The 21278-nt window shown below is 72.5% G+C and carries 21 protein-coding genes; 13 read left to right on the top strand and 8 right to left on the bottom strand.

Going from position 1 to position 21278, the window contains the following annotated elements; translation table 11 throughout:
- The first annotated feature begins 22 nt into the window (after nt 1-22).
- From EAO76_RS40175 to EAO76_RS40155, 5 genes are all read left to right on the top strand, one after another.
- Nucleotides 23-529: a DUF2004 domain-containing protein gene (locus EAO76_RS40175; RefSeq protein ID WP_148841195.1), complete on the top strand. Its 507-nt coding sequence runs from the start codon at nt 23-25 to the stop codon at nt 527-529.
- Between the two features lie 461 nt (nt 530-990).
- Nucleotides 991-2970: a protein-arginine deiminase family protein gene (locus EAO76_RS40170; protein ID WP_187438990.1), complete on the top strand. Its 1980-nt coding sequence runs from the start codon at nt 991-993 to the stop codon at nt 2968-2970.
- 116 nt (nt 2971-3086) lie between these two features.
- Nucleotides 3087-4439, top strand: a complete 1353-nt coding sequence (locus EAO76_RS40165; protein ID WP_148841193.1) for a histidine kinase — start codon at nt 3087-3089, stop codon at nt 4437-4439.
- Nucleotides 4436-5110 (top strand): response regulator transcription factor, encoded by a 675-nt coding sequence (locus EAO76_RS40160; protein ID WP_148841192.1) that lies wholly within the window; start codon nt 4436-4438, stop codon nt 5108-5110. The genes EAO76_RS40165 and EAO76_RS40160 overlap by 4 nt, the downstream gene beginning before the upstream one ends.
- 419 nt (nt 5111-5529) lie before the next feature.
- Nucleotides 5530-6357 (top strand): sugar nucleotide-binding protein, encoded by an 828-nt coding sequence (locus EAO76_RS40155; RefSeq protein WP_148841191.1) that lies wholly within the window; start codon nt 5530-5532, stop codon nt 6355-6357.
- 107 nt (nt 6358-6464) lie between these two features.
- On the opposite strand, the gene EAO76_RS40150 is transcribed toward EAO76_RS40155, so the two are convergent.
- Nucleotides 6465-7271 carry a sulfite exporter TauE/SafE family protein gene (locus EAO76_RS40150; RefSeq protein WP_148841190.1) on the bottom strand — a complete coding sequence of 269 codons (807 nt, stop codon included), beginning with the start codon at nt 7269-7271 and terminating at the stop codon, nt 6465-6467.
- Nucleotides 7272-7368: 97 nt separating this feature from the next.
- Between EAO76_RS40150 and EAO76_RS40145 the strand changes: the two genes are divergently transcribed.
- From EAO76_RS40145 to EAO76_RS40130, 4 genes are all read left to right on the top strand, one after another.
- Nucleotides 7369-8145 (top strand): helix-turn-helix domain-containing protein, encoded by a 777-nt coding sequence (locus tag EAO76_RS40145; protein WP_148841189.1) that lies wholly within the window; start codon nt 7369-7371, stop codon nt 8143-8145.
- 141 nt (nt 8146-8286) lie between these two features.
- Complete coding sequence (locus EAO76_RS40140) at nt 8287-8826, top strand: transcriptional regulator (protein WP_148841188.1); 540 nt, start codon at nt 8287-8289, stop codon at nt 8824-8826.
- Nucleotides 8823-10211 carry an MFS transporter gene (locus EAO76_RS40135; RefSeq protein ID WP_148841187.1) on the top strand — a complete coding sequence of 463 codons (1389 nt, stop codon included), beginning with the start codon at nt 8823-8825 and terminating at the stop codon, nt 10209-10211. Before EAO76_RS40140 ends, EAO76_RS40135 begins: the two co-directional genes overlap by 4 nt.
- Nucleotides 10212-10487: 276 nt before the next feature.
- The gene (locus EAO76_RS40130; RefSeq protein ID WP_148841186.1) at nt 10488-12116 is read left to right on the top strand and encodes an ABC-F family ATP-binding cassette domain-containing protein; all 1629 of its coding nucleotides are present in this window, start codon (nt 10488-10490) and stop codon (nt 12114-12116) included.
- Nucleotides 12117-12295: 179 nt separating this feature from the next.
- On the opposite strand, the gene EAO76_RS47010 is transcribed toward EAO76_RS40130, so the two are convergent.
- The 3 genes from EAO76_RS47010 to EAO76_RS40115 all read right to left on the bottom strand — a co-directional run bounded on the left by EAO76_RS47010 (nt 12296) and on the right by EAO76_RS40115 (nt 14578).
- A complete protein-coding gene (locus EAO76_RS47010) occupies nt 12296-12604 on the bottom strand; it encodes a hypothetical protein (protein ID WP_262376152.1) in 309 nt (102 codons plus the stop codon).
- Nucleotides 12605-12657: 53 nt separating this feature from the next.
- Entirely contained in the window at nt 12658-13812 is a 1155-nt protein-coding gene (locus EAO76_RS40120; RefSeq protein WP_148841185.1) for a low specificity L-threonine aldolase, read from the bottom strand.
- Between the two features lie 265 nt (nt 13813-14077).
- Nucleotides 14078-14578 carry a MarR family winged helix-turn-helix transcriptional regulator gene (locus EAO76_RS40115; protein WP_148841184.1) on the bottom strand — a complete coding sequence of 167 codons (501 nt, stop codon included), beginning with the start codon at nt 14576-14578 and terminating at the stop codon, nt 14078-14080.
- A gap of 58 nt (nt 14579-14636) precedes the next feature.
- Between EAO76_RS40115 and EAO76_RS45040 the strand changes: the two genes are divergently transcribed.
- Both EAO76_RS45040 and EAO76_RS40110 read left to right on the top strand, forming a co-directional pair.
- Entirely contained in the window at nt 14637-14804 is a 168-nt protein-coding gene (locus tag EAO76_RS45040; RefSeq protein ID WP_187438989.1) for a hypothetical protein, read from the top strand.
- 51 nt (nt 14805-14855) lie between these two features.
- Nucleotides 14856-15401: a cupin domain-containing protein gene (locus EAO76_RS40110; protein WP_148841183.1), complete on the top strand. Its 546-nt coding sequence runs from the start codon at nt 14856-14858 to the stop codon at nt 15399-15401.
- Between the two features lie 170 nt (nt 15402-15571).
- Here EAO76_RS40110 and EAO76_RS40105 read toward each other — a convergent pair whose 3' ends face one another.
- Nucleotides 15572-16105 (bottom strand): DinB family protein, encoded by a 534-nt coding sequence (locus tag EAO76_RS40105; protein ID WP_148841182.1) that lies wholly within the window; start codon nt 16103-16105, stop codon nt 15572-15574.
- 617 nt (nt 16106-16722) lie between these two features.
- Between EAO76_RS40105 and EAO76_RS40095 the strand changes: the two genes are divergently transcribed.
- Nucleotides 16723-18924 (top strand): HEAT repeat domain-containing protein, encoded by a 2202-nt coding sequence (locus EAO76_RS40095; RefSeq protein ID WP_148841181.1) that lies wholly within the window; start codon nt 16723-16725, stop codon nt 18922-18924.
- A gap of 256 nt (nt 18925-19180) precedes the next feature.
- A complete protein-coding gene (locus EAO76_RS40090; protein WP_148841180.1) occupies nt 19181-19657 on the top strand; it encodes a hypothetical protein in 477 nt (158 codons plus the stop codon).
- Nucleotides 19658-19697: 40 nt separating this feature from the next.
- Here the strand turns inward: EAO76_RS40090 and EAO76_RS40085 are convergent, their stop codons facing one another.
- From EAO76_RS40085 to EAO76_RS40075, 3 genes are all read right to left on the bottom strand, one after another.
- Nucleotides 19698-20345 (bottom strand): hypothetical protein, encoded by a 648-nt coding sequence (locus EAO76_RS40085; RefSeq protein ID WP_148841179.1) that lies wholly within the window; start codon nt 20343-20345, stop codon nt 19698-19700.
- 195 nt (nt 20346-20540) lie between these two features.
- Nucleotides 20541-20726 carry a hypothetical protein gene (locus EAO76_RS40080; protein WP_148841178.1) on the bottom strand — a complete coding sequence of 62 codons (186 nt, stop codon included), beginning with the start codon at nt 20724-20726 and terminating at the stop codon, nt 20541-20543.
- A complete protein-coding gene (locus EAO76_RS40075) occupies nt 20723-21016 on the bottom strand; it encodes a hypothetical protein (protein WP_148841177.1) in 294 nt (97 codons plus the stop codon). Before EAO76_RS40075 ends, EAO76_RS40080 begins: the two co-directional genes overlap by 4 nt.
- Nucleotides 21017-21278 lie beyond the last annotated feature (262 nt).

Raw genomic sequence — 21278 nt, 5'->3', positions numbered from 1 at the left:
GGCAGGAGAATGGTGATCTCGCGTGAAGACCATGGAGCACGCCCACTTCGGGCGCGTGGAAACAAGTGCGCCGGACGACACGGAGGTCGTCTGGGAAAGCACTTCACGACTCGGGGACGACGAGGTCGAGGTCCAGCTGTGGGCCGGACCGTCCAGCGAGCCGGACGCCGAGGAGCTGGACGCGCTCGCCGCGTGCCTCACCGACCTGCCGGCCCTCGACGCGACGGCGCGCACGGCGCTGCGCGCGTACCTGCGCGAGGACCGCTGCTTCATCGACCACCACGTCGAGGAGTGCGAGGACAGCGAGACGGTCGTCCGTCTCGTACGGGACGCGGCCGGTGAAGCGGTCGGAGCCGACTCCTTCGCCGCCGCCATGCGCCTGAGCGGCGTCGGCCTGTGGCTGAGCGGTCCGTCCGACGGGCCCCCTGTCGTCCTGGACTACGTGTTCGATCCCGATCTCAGCGATCAGATACTCGCCGTCAAGCTGACCCGGGACGGCACGGTGGTTTCCGTCGACTGGGAGAGCTGACGAATCCACTGGGAGAGCTGACGACTCCATCGCCGCCCGACGCGAGAGCGCGGACGCGAGGGCGACACCACTGCCGATGGGCGCACTCCCCACGGACGGCGCCGTGCCCGGGTTCGCCCGGCGGGACCGACGACAACCGCCGGTTCCGCCGGGCCCGCCGGAACCGGCGTACGAGCCCGCTCGCGCACCCGTACCGAACCCCTGACCGCCCACAGCCCTCCAGCACCTGCCCGAGGGCCTGCCGAGGCATCCAGCCGTCCCCGTTCGGCCGAGCGATGACCCCCGCGCGGGACCATGGCGACGAGGTGTACGACCGCGTGGCGGGCGGCGTGGGGGATGCTCGGCCGGATCCGCCGCGGTCGGGCAACCCCGCCGAAAGGATGAGACGCCACCCGTCCATCGGACCGGAACCGGCCATCCGGCGGATGTCCGGTGGTCGGCGCCCCGCCGAGAGTGGGGCCATGGACGACGAAAACTCCCTGCCCACCTCCGGCGCCCGCCCCGTCGGACGCCCTCGCCACCGGCGCCGCCGTCCGGCGGCCGCGAGCACGGGCGTACTCGGCGCGGCCCTGCTCATGGTCATGTCCGGAACGTTTCCGGGGCGTTCGGCGCACGCCGCGCCGCTCGGACCGGTCATCCGGGCGGACACGAACCGGGACGGCCGGGTCACCGCCGACGACGACCCCGGCAAGGACATGTGGACCCGCGGCCGCGGTGCGCTGATGCTGCCCAACGTGGACGACGACCAGCGGCGCTGCCCCACCGCAGGCCCCGCCGGCGCGCGGTTGCCCGATGACCGCCTCGCGGCCTGCGACGACGCCGCGAACTCCGTCGTCGACGGCGCGGCCGACCTGGCCGACCTCGCCCCCGTGCGCATCACCGCCGACCCGCGCGCCGAGGCCGGGACCACCGCCACCGTCACCGCCGACCCGGCCTCCCGGGACCACGTCCGAATTTTCGCCGAGCGCCGTGGCCGTATGGTCCTGCTGGGTCCCGGCGACCGGCTGACCACCGGCGAGCTGCGCCGCGGCGTCGCGCTGGGCGTCGAGGCACGGGACTTCGTACGCGACCCCGAGCAGTGGGCGGGCTTCACCGACCTCGTCCTGAAGGTCGATCGTGGTGACGCCACCACCGAGGACCGAGTACGGCTCCGGGTCGCGCCGCTGGTGTTCGAGCACGACCTGATGCCGATACGAAGCCTGATGACCGCCGACCACACCACCGGGCCGGCCGAGGTGGAGCGCGGCAAGCGCTACGACCCCGCCGCACAGCCGCGGCCCGTACAACCCGGAGAGGCCGCGTTCCGCCGCGACCTGCGACGCGGCCTCGACCGGGCCGGGCTGCCCGCCCCTCTGTACAACTACCCCACGGGCGGCGACGTCTGGATGCAGGACCTGTTCAAAACCGCCTACGCCTCCATCCCCGCTCCCGGCGGCCGGGAGCACCGCGTCACTGTCGTCGTGCGGTCCGCGGACGTGATGCCGGGCACGGCCACACGCGAGTTCCCCCTGAGGGACGCTTCACGGAGTGCCTTCCCACTGCTGCGCGGCCCCGGTACGGGAGTGATCCAGCAGTACGACCCCCGGCGGGTCGGCAGCGACGACAGCCAGTACTACGGTTCCTTCAGCTCCACCGGAAACTTCGGTACCCTCCCGCCGCACACCTGGCGTGGCCGCCACTACCCGGTCGGGCGGGTCGTCTACGGCGGGACCGGGGGCCCGGAATCCCCCGACCCGTCCTTCCTCCGGATGCTCGCCGCGCAGGGCTATCAGCGGCCTGTGGCAGTGGACACCAGCTGGCTGGGGGTCGGCCATATCGACGAGTTCCTGTCCTTCGTCCCGGCCCGGAACGCCCGGGGCTGGGTGGCGGTCGTCGCCGACCCCGTCCTCGGCCGGAACCTGCTGAGCGACCTCGCGAAGCGCGGAGGGGGCGGTCGGACGCTGGTGCGCGGGGTCGCCGCGAAGGACACCGAGGACCCCGGTCTCACGGTCGCCGACGCGCTGCGCAAGCCGTCCCTGACCCGTGGCACCCAGATCGCCCGACGGGGCATCGACGCCGCCCTGCGCACCCTGCGCGATCAGGCCGGGCTGACGGACCGTGACATCGTGCGTGTCCCGGCCCTCTTCAACAGGCTCGATGTGCCCGTCGGTTATCCGCGCCGGGACCTGGTCGCCAACTACCTGCCCGGCGCGGCCAACGGTGTCAGCACCGGTACCGGGGTCTATCTGGCACCGCGCCAGCACGCGCCGGAGGCGGGCGGCCGGGACGTCTTCGAGCAGGCTGCCGAGCAGGCCCTGAGCCGGACCGGCACCCGCATCTCCTGGGTGGAGGACTGGGCCTACTCGCACCACCGGGGCACCGTCGGCGGCGAGGTGCACTGCGCGACCAACGCGCTGCGGAGCCTGACCGGGACCCGGCCGTGGTGGACCGAGCGGGACTGAACCGGGCCGTGGTGGACCGAGCGGGACTGAACCGGGCGGTGGTGGACCGAGCGGGACCGACCCCGGTCCCGGGCCGCCACCCGGATTCACCGCCCCGTCTCATAGGGTCGGTGATCATGAGCGATCGGTACCTGCCCCAACTGCGCGTGCTCGGCGGCCTTCTGCTCCTCGGCGTGGCCGCTGCCGCCTGGACGACCGGGCCTGCCACGGGCGTCACGATCGTCGCCGTGGGACTGCTGACGACCGGTGCGGCGCTGGCGGCGGCGACCCGTCTGCCCCGGCGCCGGTCGGCCCGCCGGTGGTGGGGGCCCGCCGCCGCCGTCGGCTCCGGGGCGGTGACGGCGTGCTACCGAGGACCGGTCGTCAACGCCACGGGCTGGTGGTGGGTGCTGGAGACACTCGCGCTGCTCGCACTCCTGGTGCCGACGGTGCGTCGGATGCACGCAACGCCCGGGGCGATCGCGTGCACCCTCGTGCAGGGTGGGGCGATCGGGGCGCTGCCCCTGCGCATCGGCCCGCATCTGACCCCGCCCTCGGGTCCGGCGGAGACCGCGGTGCTGTGCCTGCTCTGGACGCTGTTGGCGGCGGGTGCCGTCGCGTTGGGCGGCTGTCTGCGCGTCCAGGACTCCGGGAGACGCCGGGCCCTCGCGGAGCAGCGTCGCGACCAGCGTCTCGAAGTCGCCCGCGATCTGCACGACTTCGCGGCGCACGACGTCATGGGAGTGGTGGTGCTCGTCCAAGCTGCCAGGCTCCTGGCACGGCAGGATCCCGCGCGGGCCGTGGAGTTGTTGCCGCGGATCGAGGAAGCGGGCCTGCAGGCACTGGCCGCGATGGACCGTACGGTATGGACGCTCAACACGGACGGGGGCCGGGGCCGGGACGCGGCGGTGCCGAGCGGTGTCCCCGCCCCGACTGCCGGGCGGCCCCCCGGCGCGGAGGGCTCCGACCGTTCCGGGCACCGGCGGCGTGACCTGGGCGAACTGACCGAGTTGGCAGCCCGGTTCACCCGCACCGGCACCGTTCGGGCCCGTCTCGACGTGACCGGCGACGCGCTGGAGGGGTTGCCCGGGGAGGTCAGCGCGACCGGCTACCGGATCGTGGTGGAATCCCTCACCAACATCCGCCGCCACGCGTCCGCCGCCGCGGTCGTCGACATCGCCGTCCGGCGGGTGCCGCACCGGGTCGGCACGGCTCTCCGCATCACCGTCACGGACACGGCCGGGGCCGGGGCCGGAGCCGCCCCACGGGCGTCCCTGCCTCCGGATCGCGCGCGGGGCGGCCTCGGACTGTCCGGGCTCACCGACCGGGCCGAGGCTCTCGGCGGCTCGCTGACCGCGGGGCCGCACGGGACCGCGGGCTGGCGGGTCACGGCCACTCTTCCGCTGCCCGCCGGTGCTCCACCGGCGGCGGACCCGCATCCGCGAACGAGCCCCGCGCGAGGCGTGACTCCCGAGGAGACCGTCGTATGACCACCTCCGGCACCATCCGGATTCTGCTGGCGGACGATCAGGAAGCCGTCCGCGCCGGCTTCCGCCTCGTCCTCGACGCCCAACCCGACATGCGGGTGATCGCCGAGGCGGCGGACGGCGTCACCGCGCTCCATGCCGCCCGGCGCCTGCGTCCCGACGTACTGCTGGCGGACATCCGGATGCCGGGCCTGGACGGTCTCGAACTGACCCGGCGGCTCGCGGGCCCCGGGGCGGACCCGCCCGTCAGGGTCGTCGTGGTCACCACCTTCGACCTCGACGCATACGTGCACGCCGCGCTCCGAGGCGGAGCCTCGGGCTTCCTGCTGAAACGCTCCGGACCGACGCTTCTGGTCGAGGCGGTGCGTGCGGCGATGTCCGGCGACGCGCTCATCAGCCCGCAGATCACCGCACGCATGCTGCACCGGCTCGTCCCCCCGGTCGACCGGGACGGGAACCCGCCCGTCGAGCCGCTGACCCCGCGCGAGGAGGAGGTCGCGGTGCTGGTCGCCGGGGGCCTGTCGAACGTGGACATCGGCGAGGAACTGTTCATCTCACCCGCCACCGTCAAGTCCCACGTGGCCAACCTCCAGCGCAAGCTGGTCGTCCGCAACCGGGTCGGCATCGCGGCCTGGGCCTGGCAGTCGGGCCTGGCCCAGTCCGATCAGATCTGAGGGTGGACCTCCCGGCCGCCGACCTACCGCCCGCCGCCTGCCCCGGGAGGCAACCGTGCTGGTCACTGCCACTCGCCGGTGGCTGCCGTGCCCCGTCCCGAGCCCTCCGGAACCGCGTCGCCGGCGCGGTCGCGGGCCCGTAGGACGACGTCGAGCGGGTCACCCGCATCCACATCGGCATCCCGACCCCGTACCGTCCGGCCGCACGCGGGCGGCCGCCTTCGGGCCCGCGCTTTCTTCTCCGTGTGGCAGCGAGCCCGGCCTCCGCCGACTCCGGGGACCGGACCCACTCCGCGTCGAGCCGCCCACCCGGCACGCTTCCCCTCCGATACGCGTGTGACCCGTCGGCGCGAGCCCGGAAGAACATGTCGGAAGGCGGCGGCCCCGCGGTGCCGGCCCGTCCGCTACGGTTTCACGTCATGACGGCCCTGATCATCGGCGGCAGTGGGTTCCTGGGCGCCGAGCTGGTGCGCCGGGCGGTCGCGGCCGGGAACGCCACGGCCGCGACCTTCGCGACCGGGCCCGGCAGCGTTCCGGGGGTCGCGTGGCACGCCCTCGACCTGCGGGACCCCGAGCGCGTCGAGGCAGTCGTGGCCGAGGTCGGTCCGCGCTTCGTCGTCAACGCCACGAGCGGCGAATCCGACTGGGCGGTCACGGCCGAGGGCCCCGTCCGCCTGGCGATGGCCGCGGCGAAGCACGGCTGCCGACTGGTCCACGTATCCAGCGACGCGGTGTTCTCCGGCACCCGCGTCCACTACGACGAAAGCTGTCCGCCCGACCCCGTCACTCCTTACGGCGCGGCCAAGGCCGCGGCGGAGACGGGCGTTCGCCTCGTGCACCCGGACGCCGTCGTCGCTCGCACCTCACTGATCATCGGCGACCGGCGGTCCGCGCACGTACGTCTGGTGCACGACCTCGTGGCCGGTACCCGAAACGGCGCCCTGTTCACCGACGACATCCGCTGCCCCGTCCACGTCACCGATCTGGCCGCCGCGTTGCTGGAGCTCGCGGCCGGCAACGCGAACGGCGTCCACCATCTGTCGGGAGCCGACGCCGTGAGCCGCCACGAACTCGGAGTCCTCGTCGCCGGACGCGACGGGCTCGACGCCTCCCGGCTGCCCGCGGGACTCCGGGCCACCAGCGGGCTTCCCGGGGCCCTCGACGTCCGCCTCGACAGCCGCGCGACCCGGCGCGACCTGCGCACCGTGCTGCGTGGCGCCCGGCAATTCCTGGCGACGGGAGCCTGACCGGCTCCTCGAAGCAACGCGCCCGACCACGGTCGGATCCGGCAGTTCTCACCCCGTCCCCGTCCCCGTCCCCGTCGGCGAGGACGGGGCGACCCTCGACCCGCCGTTCAGATCCCCATGGCGAGCAGGACGATCACCAGCAGGGTGACGTAGGCGACGGAGTGCACCCGGTCCGGGACGCGGGTCGCGGTGCGGCGGGCCAGGGCGATGGTGGGCAGCGAGCCGCCGAGCAGCGCGGCGCAGGCGAGCAGGTCGATGTGGCCGAGCAGTCCGGCCCGGGCGTGCAGGGCGGGGGCGGCGAGGGCGTAGACGGCGGTGCCGACCACGGCGACGGGCACGCTGAGCGGGTTGGCCATCGCCGTCGCCTCGGCCATCGGCAGGCCCCGGCGGCGCAGCAGCGGCACGGTCATGACGCTGCCGCCCACGCCCAGGCAGGCGGCGACCGCGCCGATCCCGACCCCGCCCAGCGTCCTGACCGGGCGGCTCGGCGGGCGCGGCTCCCGGTCCCGCGGGACGGACAGGAAGCCCTTGCGCAGCAGGCTGTCGGCGATCGTCACCAGCAGGTACGCGGCGAACAGCACCCGCAGCGCGGTGTCGCCGATCCGAGTCGCCGCGAACGACCCGGCCACCGCGCCGACCAGTACGAACGCGGCCATCGGCCAGATGTACTCCCGACGCAGCCGACCCTGGCGCCACTGCGTCAGAGTGGCGAAGGCCGAGTTGACGACCATGACCGCCGTCGACGTCGCCACCGCCACGTGCATCGCGCCGACGTCGGCGCCGGAGTGCGCCGTGACGCTCCAGAGGCCGTAGACGACGGGAACGGTGACGAAGCCGCCGCCGAACCCGAAGAGCACCGTGGTGATCCCGGTCAGGCAGCCGAACAGAAGAAGCACGAGGTATGAGGTCAGCACTGCCCTGACGCTACGGATCCGGCCACATGGCGGGCAATCGAATGAACGCCAGATGCTTTCGCCAATCCGACAGGAGGTCGGGACCTAGTCTGGCGGTGTGCGCAACGTCCCCATCGACGAGGTCGATGCCATCGACCGTGCCGTCCTGGCCATCGGCACCGACTACCCGCCCGGCCACCTGCTGCCGTACCACGAGCACCGCCGGGTCCAGGTGCTGTATGCCGCGACCGGCGTCATGGAGCTGGCGACGGCGGAGGGCACGTGGACGGTGCCCATCGACCGCGCGGTGCTGATCCCGGCCGGGACCCGGCACCAGGTCGCCATGCCCGGGGTCAGCACCCGCAGCCTCTACATCGAACCCGCCGCCGTGCCGTGGTTCCCCGCCCGCTGCCGGGTCGTCGAGGTCTCCCCACTGCTGCGCGAACTCCTCCTGGCAGCCGTCGACATGAAGCCGCTCTACCCGGAGCACGGCCGCGACGCGGCCCTGGTCGGTCTGCTCCTGCACGAACTGGCCGACCTGGCACCACTGCCCCTGAACATCCCGCTGCCCGCCGACCCGGCACTTCGACGGCTGTGCGACGCGTTCCTGCGCCGTCCCGACGTCCACGATCCGCCCGCCCGTTGGGCCGCGGCCCTGGGCGTCAGCGAACGCACCCTGGGCCGGCGGTTCCGCGACGCCACCGGGCTGAACTTCGCGCAGTGGCGGCAACGGGCCTGCATCGTGCACTCCCTGCGGCACCTGGCCGCCGGTACACCGGTCACCCGCATCGCGGCCGACCTCGGCTACGACAGCCCGGCTGCGTTCACCACCGCTTTCCGCACCCTGCTGGGCCGCCCGCCGAGCGCCTACCGGGCCGTCGGGCAGGCCGGGTGACCGACCCCCGGGATGTGCCGGACGACGCGGATGATCCGGCACAGGTACGAGTGAAGGCCCCAGGTGCCGGACAGCAGCCGGTTCCGGAAGTCCGGGCGAAACCTCTTGCTCAATGGTCAAGAAACGTTGACCATTGGGGTCATGCCTGCCGAAGACCTTCCCGAGACGTTTCACGTCACCACTGACGAACAACTGCGCGCCGTCTCCAACCTCACACGTCACCGGATCATGGCCGTGCTCCGCTTCGAGCCCGCGACGATCACGCAGATCGCCGAGCGGGTGGGCCTCGCGAAAGGAAGTTCCAGCTACCACGTACGGCTGTTGGAGCGGGCCGGGCTGGTGAAGGTGGTGCGGACGCGAAAGGTCCGGGGGGTCACCGAGCGGTACTACGCGATGGCCGCGCGCTCGATCGTGTTGCCGGATCCGGGCGAGGGCGGGCCGGACGTGCTGATGCGGCACGCGGTGGCGGACCTGGAGGACGCACCGGCGGAAAGCGAACGGCACGTGGGGATGGCGCATCTTCGGCTCACCGAGGAGCAGTTCGCGGAGCTGGGGGCGCGGCTCCAGGCACTGGCGGACGAGTACCGGAAGCTGTCCGACCCGTCGTTGCCGGACGCGTCACTCGTCTTCGCGCTGTTCCGCCCGGCACCGGGCAAGCAGACCGAAGGGGGCGCCGAGTGACCTCGAACGCACGGAAGTTGCCGACCGGGTTCGGACGGCTGTGGACCGCGCAGACGATCTCCTCGCTCGGTGACGGGGTGTCACACGCCGCGCTGCCGCTGCTCGCGCTGACGTTGACGCGGGATCCGATGGCGCTCGCCGTCGTCACGGCCGCCGGAACACTGCCGTGGCTGCTCTTCGGGGTGCTCGGCGGTGCGCTGGTGGACCGCTGGGACCGTCGGCGCACGATGTGGGTCACGGACGCGGCACGCGCGGCGCTGCTCGCGATACCGGCGGCAGCGGCGGCCCTCGACGTGCTGAGCATCCCACTGCTCGCGGCCGTCGCCTTCCTGCTCGGCCTCGGCGGACTCTTCTTCGACACGGCGGCCACGGCCTACCTGCCGGACCTGCTCGGCCGCGACCCCGCACTCCTGGAACGCGCCAACTCCCGCCTGCGCGGCGCCCAGACCGCCGCGTCCGGCTTCGCGGGGCCGCCCGCGGGCAGTGCCCTGCTCGCGCTCGGGCGGGCGTTCCCGCTGCTCGCCGACGCGGTGTCGTTCGCGCTCTCCGCACTGCTCGTACGGTCGCTGCCCGCCACGCCCCGGCCCGTACCGCAGGCCCGTGAGCCGCTGCTGCGGCAGGCGCGGGCCGGCGCCTCGTACGTCTTCCGGGACCAGTTGCTGCTCGGGCTCGCGCTGCGTCCGGCGGTCGGGAACATCGCCTTCCTCGCCGTGGAGACCGTGCTCGCCCTCTTCGCGCACGACCGCCTCGGCATCGGCACCTTCGGCTTCGGCCTGCTCCTCACGGCGGAGGCCACCGGCGGTCTGCTCGGCGCGGCCATCGCCTCCTTCCTCGGCCGGCGACTCGGCATCGGCACCGCACTGACCTGCACGGCCGCGGTCGAGGGACTCGCCGTCCTGGGCCTCGCCACCGCCTCGAACCCGTACGTCGCCGGCCTCGCGCTCGCCGTCTGCGGAGCGGGCATGGGCACCACGATGGTGCTCGGCCCCTCCCTCCGGCAGGCGATCGTCCCCGCCCACCTGATGGGCCGGGTCGCCTCCACCTCCCGCATGCTCGCCATGTGCGCCGCCCCGTTCGGCGCCTTCCTCGGCGGCTGGCTGGCCACCGCCCACGACGTACGCACCCCGCTTTACGCCGCCGCCGGCCTCCTCCTCACCATGACCGCCGTCACGTCGACCATGACCAGCAACCGCCGGGTCGAGGCAGCACTGCGTGCCGCCGCCGCCCCGGCCGACGACCCGGACCACCCGGGCCGGTCGGATCGCCCGGACCACCCGGGCCGGTCGGATCATCCGGAACCGCAGGATCCCGTTCGGAGGAGTGCCGTTCAGGGATCCGAGGGGCCGTTGACCGGTGCCGGGCCCGGGGCGGCAAAAAAGCGTTGACGGTGCGGGCCCACCCCCTGCTACGTTGTGCGGGCTTCTGTTGCCGCCGATCGGAGAAGGACGTTGTTCCTCTGAGGTCCTGAGACACCGTGTCCCCCTGTGTACGTGTGGGGATGCCGCGTGCGACCTCGGCGTCGGAGCCGTCCTTGCGGAGCAGGGTTTTCGGTATTTCCGCGCTCCTCGGGCTTCACCTCTCCCCTGCCGACAGCGGGTCGCCGCCTCCGGTGTCTCGATACGCGTTTGCCCCGAACCATCACGCAACCGCGGAGACCCCGTATGACTCATTCCGTCACCTGTACGTCCCTGTCCTTCGCCTGGCCCGACGGGACCTCCGTCCTCGAAGGGCTCGACGCCTCCTTCGGACTTGGCAGAACCGGACTCGTCGGCGTCAACGGATCGGGTAAATCAACCCTGTTGAAACTGATCGCCGGCCGGCTCGCCCCGGTCGACGGCGCCGTCCGCGTGGCCGGCACCATCGGCTACCTCCCGCAGAACATCACGCTCGACACCACCATGCGGGTGGACGAGGCGCTCGGCGTCGCCGCCCGACGGGCCGCGCTGCACGCCATCGAGTCCGGCGACGTGGCCGAGGAGCACTTCGAGACCGTCGGCGACGACTGGGACGTCGAGGAACGCGCCCTGGCCGCCCTCGGCGAACTCGGCCTCGGGCACATCGGACTCGACCGCACCGTCGGCGAGGTGTCCGGCGGCGAATCCGTGCTGCTCCGGCTCGCGGCGCTGCTGCTGCGCCGCCCGGACGTCCTGCTGCTGGACGAACCGACCAACAACCTCGACCTGTACGCGAGGCGACGGCTCCACGCCGCCGTCGCCTCCTGGCCGGGCGTCCTGATCGTGGTCAGCCACGACCGGGAGCTGCTGGAACTCGTGGACCAGGTCGCCGACCTGCGCGCGGGCGGCATCACCTGGTTCGGCGGCAACTTCTCGGCGTACGAGGAGGCCCTCGCCGTCGAGCAGGAGGCCGCCGTGCGCATGGTCCGCGTCGCGGAGGCCGACCTGCGCAGGCAGAAGCGCGAACTGGTCGACGCCCAGGTCATGTTGGCCCGCCGCAGGCGGTACGGGCAGAAGATGTGGGACCAGAAGCGCGAACCGAAAGTGGTCATGGGGCTGCGCATGCGCTCGGCGCAGGAGTCCGCGGGCAAGCACCGCATGATGCACGAGGAGAGGCTGGCCGAGGCCAGGGAACGCCTCGACGACGCGGTGGAGGCCGTGCGGGACGACGACGAGATCCGTGTCGACCTGCCGTGCACCGCCGTGCCGCCGGGCCGGTCGGTGCTGACGTTGCGCGAACTGGAGATGGTGCACGGCGCGCGTGTGACCGGCGGGTACGACCTGTACGGTCCCGAGCGCGTCGCGCTGGTCGGGCGCAACGGCGCGGGCAAGACGACGCTGCTGCGCACCATCGCCGGGGAACTGGCCCCGGTGTCGGGCGAGGCGGCGGTGCACGTACCGGCCCGGTTCCTGCCACAGCGGCTGGACATCCTCGACGGGGAACTGAGCGTCGCGGAGAACGTGGCCCGTTTCGCACCGGGCGCCACCAACAACCTGATCAGGTCGCGGCTGGCCCGCTTCCTGTTCCGGGGTGCCGTAGCAGACCGGAAGGCGGCGGCCCTGTCCGGCGGCGAGCGGTTCCGGGCGGCGCTGGCCGCGCTGATGCTGGCCGATCCGGCGCCGCAGCTGCTGATGCTGGACGAGCCGACGAACAACCTGGACATGGCGAGCGTCCGGCAGCTCACCACGGCCCTGGAGTCGTACGAGGGCGCGCTGCTGGTGGCCGGCCACGACCTGCCGTTCCTCGCTTCGCTGGGCATCACCCGGTGGCTGCTGCTGGAGGGGGGAGAGCTGACGGAGACCACACCGGAGGCGGTGGGCGCCATGGCCGGCTGACGCGGCCCGCCGCGACCGACCCGGTGCGCGGCGGTCGGCGAAGAAATCGGTAGGAAGAGCTCGACAGGAAGAACGTGGCAGGGCGACGGTTTCCCGAGCCCTCGCCCTGCCACGGCCGGACATGTCGGCTCGCGCCGGCCCCGGCGGCGCCCCTCCCGGCGGCACTCCGGTACTCCCGGTCAGCGGGCGAAGACCGTGCCGGCCAGGACCACGTGGGTGGCGGTGCAGCCGAGGACGCTCAGCAGCGCGTTGCGGCGCCACAGGTGCAGGCCGACGGTGACGGCCGGGGCCGTGAGCGGGGCCGCGGCGCGAACCCCGCCACCGGACGTCGCCGGCCTCGGCCGCGACCCGCACGGGAACGAGTCCGGCGAGTACGGCCGGTGCCGGGTCCACGCCGGCAGGACTCCGAGCCGTCCACCCCGCCGGCGTACCCGGAGGTCTTCGAGCCCGGCAGGGTCCGGCCGGTTCAGGCCGGGCGACTCGGTCACCGCCGACCGGAGGACCGGGCGTCGAGGACCTCGTTCAGCGTCGCCCCGTGTTGTCAGGGCCTCCCGGGCAGGCGGCCGGTGAACTCGGCCACTGCCGTCAGCACGTCCTCCGCCGTCCACTCCAGGCCCTCGGCCGCCACCGTCACTTCGGTGAACGCGATGTCCGGTGGTCCCCCCGGGGCCGGGAACCACCGGTGGAACAGCGTCGTCCCCGTCTCCTCGGCCAGCCGTACCGAGGCTTCCGTCAGCACGTCGGGGGCGTATGGAAGCCACACCTGGAACCGGTGGATGTGCGGTACCCCGGGATGCACCCGGAACCACGACATCCCTGCCGATTCGAGCCCCTCGGCCAGCGCCGCCGCGATCACCTTCGCGTGCGCCACGTACTCCGGCAACCGGGGCAGCTCCCTCTCCAGCCCCAGCATCGCGCTCAGCACCGTCGGGTACTGGTGGAACAGATCCCCTCCGTAACGGTGGCGCCAGGCCCTCGCCTCGTCGATCAGCGACTGCGGTCCTGCCAGTGCCGCCCCCGATATCCCGCCCAGCGACTTGTAGAACGACACGTACACGCTGTCCGCGAGCGCCGCGATCTCCTGCAGGGGACGGCCGAAGTGCGAGGTGCACTCCCAGATCCGCGCCCCGTCGAAGTGCACGATGGCGTCCCGCTCCCGGGCCGCGTCCACCACGTCGGTCAGCTCGTCCCACGTGGGCAGGACGAAACCGGCCTCGCGCAGCGGCAGTTCCAGCATCAGCGCGCCGAAGGGCTCGTCCAGCGCACGGATCTCGTCGGCGGTCGGCAGCCGGGGCCCGGCCGTCGGATGCACCGTACGCAGCCCGCTCACCGCCTCGAAGGCGCCGCGTTCGTCCGTCTCGGGGTGCGACCGGGGATGCAGCGCCACGGTGCGGTTCCCGGTGCGGCCCGCCCAGCAGCGCAGCGCGACCTGCTGGGCCATGGTGCCGGTGGGGAAGAAGACGGCGGCCTCCGTGCCCAGGGCGCGGGCGGTGCGCCGCTCCAGCTCCCCGACGATGCCGTCGCCGTACATGTCGACCGAGTCGTCCAGGTCGTACACGCTGCCCGCGTCAGCGGCGAGGGCGGCCAGCCGGTCGCCGATCCGGTGCTCGGCGGCGAGGCGGGAGAGCACCCGCGTCGCACCGCGCCAGGCGGTCAGTCTGCGAAGTCGTAGGTCCGTGCCAGGGCTTTCGGTCATCCGCCGATCATTGTGTACAGGACCGGGCGCGTCACCGGAATTTTCCCACTGCGCCCCGGGGACCACGCATGACGACCACGAGCCGCGATCCACGTGCCGGCCCCGGCTGGAGGCCGCTCCTTCACGCGGACGGCCTGCTTCGGCTTCGCCACGGCCTCGACGAGGCACGCTGCCGGTCGAGGGCGATGACCTTCTCGACCGGCTTGCGCGCGCTCGGGCTCCCGTCCACGGCACCGGAGCCCTTGCGCGCTCACGTTCCGCACTCTCAGGTGAGGGAGGTGTCGCCGAGCGACTGCAGCAGGGTGCGCAGCGAGTCGGCCAGTTCGTCCGCCCGATCGCGGTCGAGGGCCTGGAGCAGGCGTGCCTCGTTGGCGATGTGCAGGGCGAACAGGTCGTCAATGGTCCGGCGACCGTGGGCGGTGAGCCGGATCCGCACCGTGCGACGGTCGACGGTGTCCGGGACCCGTTCGACGAGGTCCTTGGCCACCATGCGGTCGATGCGTTTGGTGATGGCGCCCGAGGTGACCATCGACGCCTTGACGAGTTGGCCGGGGGTCAGCTCGTAGGGTTCGCCCGAGCGCCGGAGCGTGGTCAGCACGTCGGCCTCGCTGTTGTCCAGGCCGTGTCGGCGGAAGAAGCCCTGGACCTCCGCCTCCAGCAGCCGGGCGAGCCGTTGGATCCGACCCACCACCCCGACCGGCCAGATGTCCACATCGGGACGCTCCCGGCGCCAAGCGTCCATCACCGCGTCCACGGCGTCTCTCATCCGGCACCTCTCCCACTTGAGTATCTCAATGGTATCTTACCGGTAAGAGAAATGGGGGATGCTCATGTCTCACGGCATGGAGGCGGTCCGGGCCGTCCACCGGGCGTTCACCGACGGCGACCTCGACCGGGAACTGCACGTCCGGCGGATCGGGGACGGCCGACTGCTCGGACTGGAGGTCTTCCTCGACGCCCCCGCACCGCTCCTGGCCGCACTTGGGGACTGAGCGGGTCCTCGAACGCCCGCACGCGATCGACTTCGGAAACAAGGAGATGAAATGTCCTGGCTGGACAGCGACTACCCACCGCCCCGTTATCACGGAGACCACGGAGAGATCAGCGCCGGTTTCCGCTCCGCCGACACACCGGCCGACCTCACCACACCGTCCGGCGGACGGACCGATTATCTCGCCACCAAGACGTCGACCGGCGGAGGATTCGGCCTCTACCGGGTCCGCATGAGCCCCGAAGCCGCGGGCACGAGCACCCACTTCCACAGAACGATGAGCGAATCGTTCTACGTCGTGGCCGGGACGCTGCGGGTGTACGACGGCCGGCGATGGTTCGACGCATCGGCAGGAGACTTCTTCCACGTGCCGCCGGGCGGCCTGCACTCCTTCGGGAACGAGTCCGGCGAGCCGGTCGACTTCCTGATGCTGTTCACCCCCGGCGCGGCCCGGGAGGGCTACTTCGAGGGGATCGGTCACCTCGCCGGCATGAGCGACGAGGAACGGCTCGCCTTCTTCGTCCACCACGACAGCTACTTCACCGACATGGCCAAGGGACCGGCGGCGCAGTCCTGGCAAGCCCGCAGCTCGCAGTGACGCAAACCCGGCCCTGAGACGGGCGGCGCCGGTGCGACCGGTCGGGTGGAAGGCGCTGAAACCGTCGGGCGCGGAGTCGAGGCCCGTTGAAGTCGAGGGAGGTGGGGGACGGGACGGTGCTCATGCGGCCTATGAGTCGCCCGGACAGGGACGTGTCCGGTGGCCCGGGGTCAGGCGCAGGGATTGCAGACGAGGTAGCCGTCGACGCGGCTGAGCCAGTCCGAGGCGGGATCCGAGGGAAGCGCGTGGCCGAGGTTGTCCGCACGGACCTCGCTGATCCACTGGTCGTGCTGGTACTCGTGGTTGATGAGCGCGAGCAGCAGGTGGTTGGCGACGACGGTCAGCTGGGCGGGGGCGCCGACTCTGCCGGCGGCGATGTCGCCGATGCGGGCGTGGACGCGTTCGGCGACGGTGTCGCGGAAGGCGGTGAGCCGTTCGACGGTCGGCAGCGCGCCGCGGAACTTCTCCGGGTTCGCCGAGTCCATGAGGCCGTCCAGTTCCGGGTCGGGGCTGGGCTCGGCGGCGGTGAGGTTGCGGATCATGAAGTGGGCGACGTGGGCCTGGTGGCCCAGATGCCAGCCGATGGCGCTGGAGTCCTCGTGCGGGCGCCAGGTCACCTCGTCCGGGGTGAGGTCCTTCCACAGCTCGTCGGTGTAGGCGCGGGCGCGGTCGTACTCGCGCAGGAGTGCGGTGATCTCGTGCATGCTGCTTCTCTCGGGCTGCGTCGTGGCGGTGGATGTCGGGGGCTGCTTCCGGCAGTGGCGACAGGGCGCCCATTACGTCGAGGACGAACGGGCCGCCCGCCGGGTGGGCCTTCGTGCCGGCCGCTGTCGCGAAGCGGTGGAGGCCCCGGACGTCCTCGTCGCGGACGGGGAACTCCTTGCCGAGAGCGCCCGGGACGGCGTCCAGGAAGGGCTGATCGTACTTCCCGTACACGTCTGCGGTCGTGACGCGGCCGGTCGGGGCCACCTGCGGTGTGCCCCGAAGATACGCCATGGTCATGCCTCGCTTGATCGGCAGGGAGCACACAGCGCGGTGGGTACCACGATCTGCCGGCAGAGCCAGGCGTCCATGGGGAGACCCGGCAGAGGATTTCGCTGAATCGGCCCATGAGCAATGCGTATGCCGGGTGGCGGGTGGCGGGTGGCGACGAGTTCTGCCGCGCCGGGCTCAGCGGAGCCCGCTCGGCGGCCGGGGAGCGCCATTCCGAACCTGCCGCACTCCCGGGACCCGGCACCCACTGCTTTGCTCCGTACATGTCGTGGGGGGCGTCGAGTCGGTTCCGCCGGAAGTGTCAGTGCTGCCCGGCATAGTGCCGGTCATGATCAATAACCTGGAGAGCACCGACTGGGCGTCCCTGGGGCACGCCTACGGACCGGCCGACGACGTGCCGGGATGGCTGCGCGACATGGTCTCGCCCGACCCCGGCATACGGAGAGAGGCGTTCGGCAACTTCTACGGCGCGGCGCTCCACCAAGGGAGCATCTATTCGAGCACGGTGGCCAGCCTGCCGTTCCTGTTCGCGATGGCGGACGACCCCGCGACTCCCGACCGGGGGGAAGTCGTCGCGCTTCTGCTCGGCATCGGGCGGGAAGCGATCGACGCCGAGGAGACCTACGCCGTCATCTGCGGCGAGGACGGGGAAGACTCCACGATCTACCCGGACACCGCGAACCTGATGCGCGAACACGCCGACGCCTTCGTCGCCCGCTCCGGTGACCCCGACCCGCGGGTACGCAGGGCTGCGATCGAGGGACTGGGCCTCTTCCTGGACGATGCCGAACGGGCGGTGGAACTCCTGCGGGACCGCCTCGTGGAAGAGAGCGGAGCCCTCGAACGTCTGCTGGTGGTACGGACGACGGCCGACCTGGCGCTCCGTCTGCCCGCGGCCGCCGCGTCGGCGCGAACGTGGCTGGACACGTTGGCCGACAGCGGCACGACCGATCCGGACACCCGCCTGGCGGCGCTCGTCCACCGGGCCCGCTGCGCCCCCGATTCCATCGACGACCGGACGGTGCCGACCGCGATCGAACTGCTCCGCCGGGTCACGCCCGCACCCCGGCCCGGACAGGACCGGGCGCGAGGGCCCCAGAACCCCGCACGCCCCTGCGCGTGCGAGGCCGAGCCCGAACCCGACCCGAACGTCCCCGGACACATCTCCGCCGCCTTCGCCGATCTCGAACGGCAGGGCCGCGTCCACACGCCCACCACCCCTTTGCTGGTGGCCCTCCACAAGGCCCTGGGCACGCGTGTCGAAGACCGGACGGCTCTGCTCGCCGAGCAGCTGCGCAGTCCGAACCCGGGCACCCGGTACGACGCCATCGACATGGCGCGCAGCTTCATCACGTCCCTGCGCGGTGATCACACCCGTCTGGTGCGGCTCATCGGCGACTGCCTGCTGCCGTACGACTCCTGCACCGCTGCGGCAGCGGCCGAGGCCCTCGGGCACCTGGCCACCCTCGCCGAACCGGCCAGGGAAGCCCTCGCCACCTACCTCACCACCCACCGGCCCGACGCGTGGGCGAGTCCGCACCGTGCCCTGCGCCGCGCCCACCAGCAGGCCGTCGTGGCGTTGGCCGGCCTCGGGGACGAGCGGGCCCTGCCCGGTCTGCTGGTCGCGCTGGACACCGACACCGACGCCTGGCGCGCCGTGAACGCGGCCGGCCGCCTGCCCGGGGCCGCCGCGGAACTCACGCCCCGGCTGGTCCGCCGCCTCGCCGACGTCGACCACTCCCGGGAGTGGCCCGACGTCAGCCCCACTGCTCTCGCCTCCGCCCTCGCCGGGCTCGGTGATCCGGCGGCCGTGCCCGCCCTCGCCGAAGCCGCCCGGGCCGCCGTCCGGCACAAGCAATGGCGCACCGCGAAGCCCGTCCTGGAGGCGCTCGCGTCGTTCGGTACCGGCGCCGCATCCGCCCTGGACGTCGTCCGCCCCCTCACCGACGCGGACGACGTCTCCCTCCGCACCGCCGCGGCGGGCGCCGTCTGGGAACTCGAACGCCGCCCCGAGACCGTCGTACCACTGCTGGAACGCCTCCTCGACCACCACCGGAACTTCGACGCGATCGACCTCGTCGGCCGGATCGGCCCTCCCGCCGCAGCCGTACTGCCGCGCCTGCGCCGGATCCTGAACGAGCAGATCGAGCAGAACGCGCGCAACGAACAGAACGATTCGGCCGTGCTGAACGATTCCTGGACCCTCGTCCACGTCGCGTCAGCCCTGTGGGACGCGGGCGGGGACGACGAGGCCGACACCGTCGTGCCGGCTCTGCTGAACGCGTGGAGGGACAACGACTCCACCGCGTGCGACGTCGTCGCCTGCCTCAACCGCATGGGCCCGGCCGCACGCCCCGCACTGCACCGGATCGAGGCCGCGATGGCGCAGCCACGGCGCGGCGAACAACCCTGGGGCCGGGGAGTCACCCGCGACCTGGAGTTCCAGCGCACCTGCCGTGCCGTCCTGACCCGCCTGCGGAACCTCCCGGACCAGGGCGTGTGCGGTTCCGGCGCGGAAGAACACCGGTGAGAACGCCCCCGGCCCCATGGGCGAGGGGTTCGAGGGCGGGCGATGCCGCCCGCCCTCGAACCCCGGCAGGGGCGGCGCCCGGGCGGACATTGCCATCGGCTCGTCCGAGGACGGGGCGCCGCGGCTGCTCGAAGGCCATCGGGGCCGGATTGTCCGCCGGGGCGTTCGCCGTCGTGCGGTCGCGTCCTACGATGCGTACGAGGGGCCGGTCGGCGTGCCGATCGCCATGGTTGCGAACCTGGGGAGCGTCGCACAGATGACCTCGTCCCTCCGGCATTCCGGATTCCTGCGTCGCATGCTGTGCCGGCTCGGGCTCCACAAGGAACGGTGCCTCACGCCCGACGAACTCGATCGCCCCGCCACCCCGTGCCTTCACGAATGGCGGTGCGCGTTCTGCGACCGGCTCCGACGGTCCGACGTGCTGCACCGGTACGGGCGTGAGAAACCCACGGACGAACCGTGCCGAAGGACCGTCGCCTGTGTCCGTTGCGGCCACGAATACGGACACGTCCTGCACGCGAACGACCTCGTCCCGGTGGACAGCCTCCCGGTGGAGCAGCGGCCGGACTACGTCACCTGCTACCGCAGGGCCACGCCCTGCGACTACGCGCAGATCTGCCGGCGCTGCGGCGAGACGGACAACCACGTGGTCACCGAGCACGACTGGGAAGACCCGTGGTGGGGCGAGCGCTGCCGGCGCTGTGGCGGGAAGTGGTTCGACGACGGGGACTGACCCCGCCACGGGGAGCGACCGGTACGGGGCCCGCGGGGGCTCACGGAGGATTCGTGGACGCGCCCGCACGGGCCATGCCGACAGCCGTGAACGCTGCCGCCGCCACCGTGGCGGCAGCGGCGAATGCGACGACCGGCCACACACCGCCGACGGGGGCATTCGTCTGCGGCGCGGCGAAGCCTCCCGGCACCGTGTACACCACGAGCCGGTCTCCCGCCTTCGCTCCGGCGGGACACGCCTTCCCGAGCGGGGGGAGGTCCGGCTCCCGCAGATTCCGTTCGAGTTCCGTACCGTCGAGCCGTTCCAGCGAGCACTCCCACCAGAACCCGGTGACCGCCCCCGTGGGAGAGTTCTTCTCGTGCCGTACGGACTTCGTGACGACGGTGTCCACCGGCTCGCCCCACACATCCAGCACGGCCTGACCGAGAAACCCCGACAACCCCAGAGCCAGCAGGGTCTCCACGACCGCGGCCACCCCGAAGTGCCAGGAGTCGAGACGGACGAAGCACGCGTGGATCGATGTGAACCCGGCACCGAGGACCAACAGCACCGCAACGGCCGTCACCACCGGGTGCGGCCACCGGGCGGGAACCAGCACCACGGCCACCACGGCCAGCCCGCACGTCAGCACCGAAGCGGCGACGCCCAGCATGGCGCCGACCACCCACGACTGCGGCCTTCCGCTCACCGAACCCTCCTCAACTGCCTTGGCTCCCAAAGATATTGATACCCCGTACGCCCCCGGTGCGAGCGGCCGTCCGGCAAGCACGCACGGTCACTCACCGACCCGGCCGTGCGCGGGAGCCCTCTCCGGCCGGTGCCGGGCCGGAGCCTTCTCCAGGGGGCTGCTCCGCAGTGCCGCGGACGGTCGCCCGGACGTTCCTCAGCGGCCGTCGCACGGGTCGCCGCCCGCCGGAACCGGCTCGGTGTCGGCCGCCAGGCAGGAGGAGTACACCCGCGGCGGTGCGGGCCGCTGCTCCGGTTCCGCCACGGCGCCCACCGCGATGACCACCGCGGCGACGACGAAGACCGCACCCGCCGTCGCGGCGATCCGGGTACCGCGGCTCACCGATCGCCCCGGAAGTGGTCGCGGAGAGCGTCGCGGCAGTCGTCCCCGGCGCCGTCCCGGACCCGGGAGAAGGCCAGCACTCCGTCCCCCTCGTCCTCCTTCCGGGCCTCGGCCACCTGCGCCTCGACGTCCGCGATGAGCTCGGCGCACTCGGCACTGACGGGCTTTTCGGGCTGCGGGTCCGGCGTCGAGGAGGCGTTCAGTCCGGCTGCGGCGGCGAGGCCGGCCGCGCACAGCACCACCCACGCGGCAACCCACGAGCGGCGGTTCATCCATATCGGCTTGGGCATCCAGGCATCCTACGAGCGCCGCGACGGGTCGCGGCCGTCGTTCCGGCGGCTCCGGCCGTTTTGGACAACGACGGAGGCGTGCGGCTGTCGCATGTGACGGTGGAGCTTCGGCGAATGCCGGGCGAAGGTGATCACACCGCTCCCGATGGGGGCGGATCATCGGACGAGATATCTGCCGTGGACGTGATGACGAGGTGTTCGCCGTGGACGCGTTCACAACTGTCGAGCACGTGGACACAACGGCCTGTCGCCACGTCCCACA

Source organism: Streptomyces sp. sk2.1 (genome assembly GCF_008120935.1).
Lineage (GTDB): Bacteria > Actinomycetota > Actinomycetes > Streptomycetales > Streptomycetaceae > Streptomyces.
The sequence above is the reverse complement of the archived record's forward strand: the minus strand, read 5'-3'. Positions and strand labels throughout refer to the sequence as shown.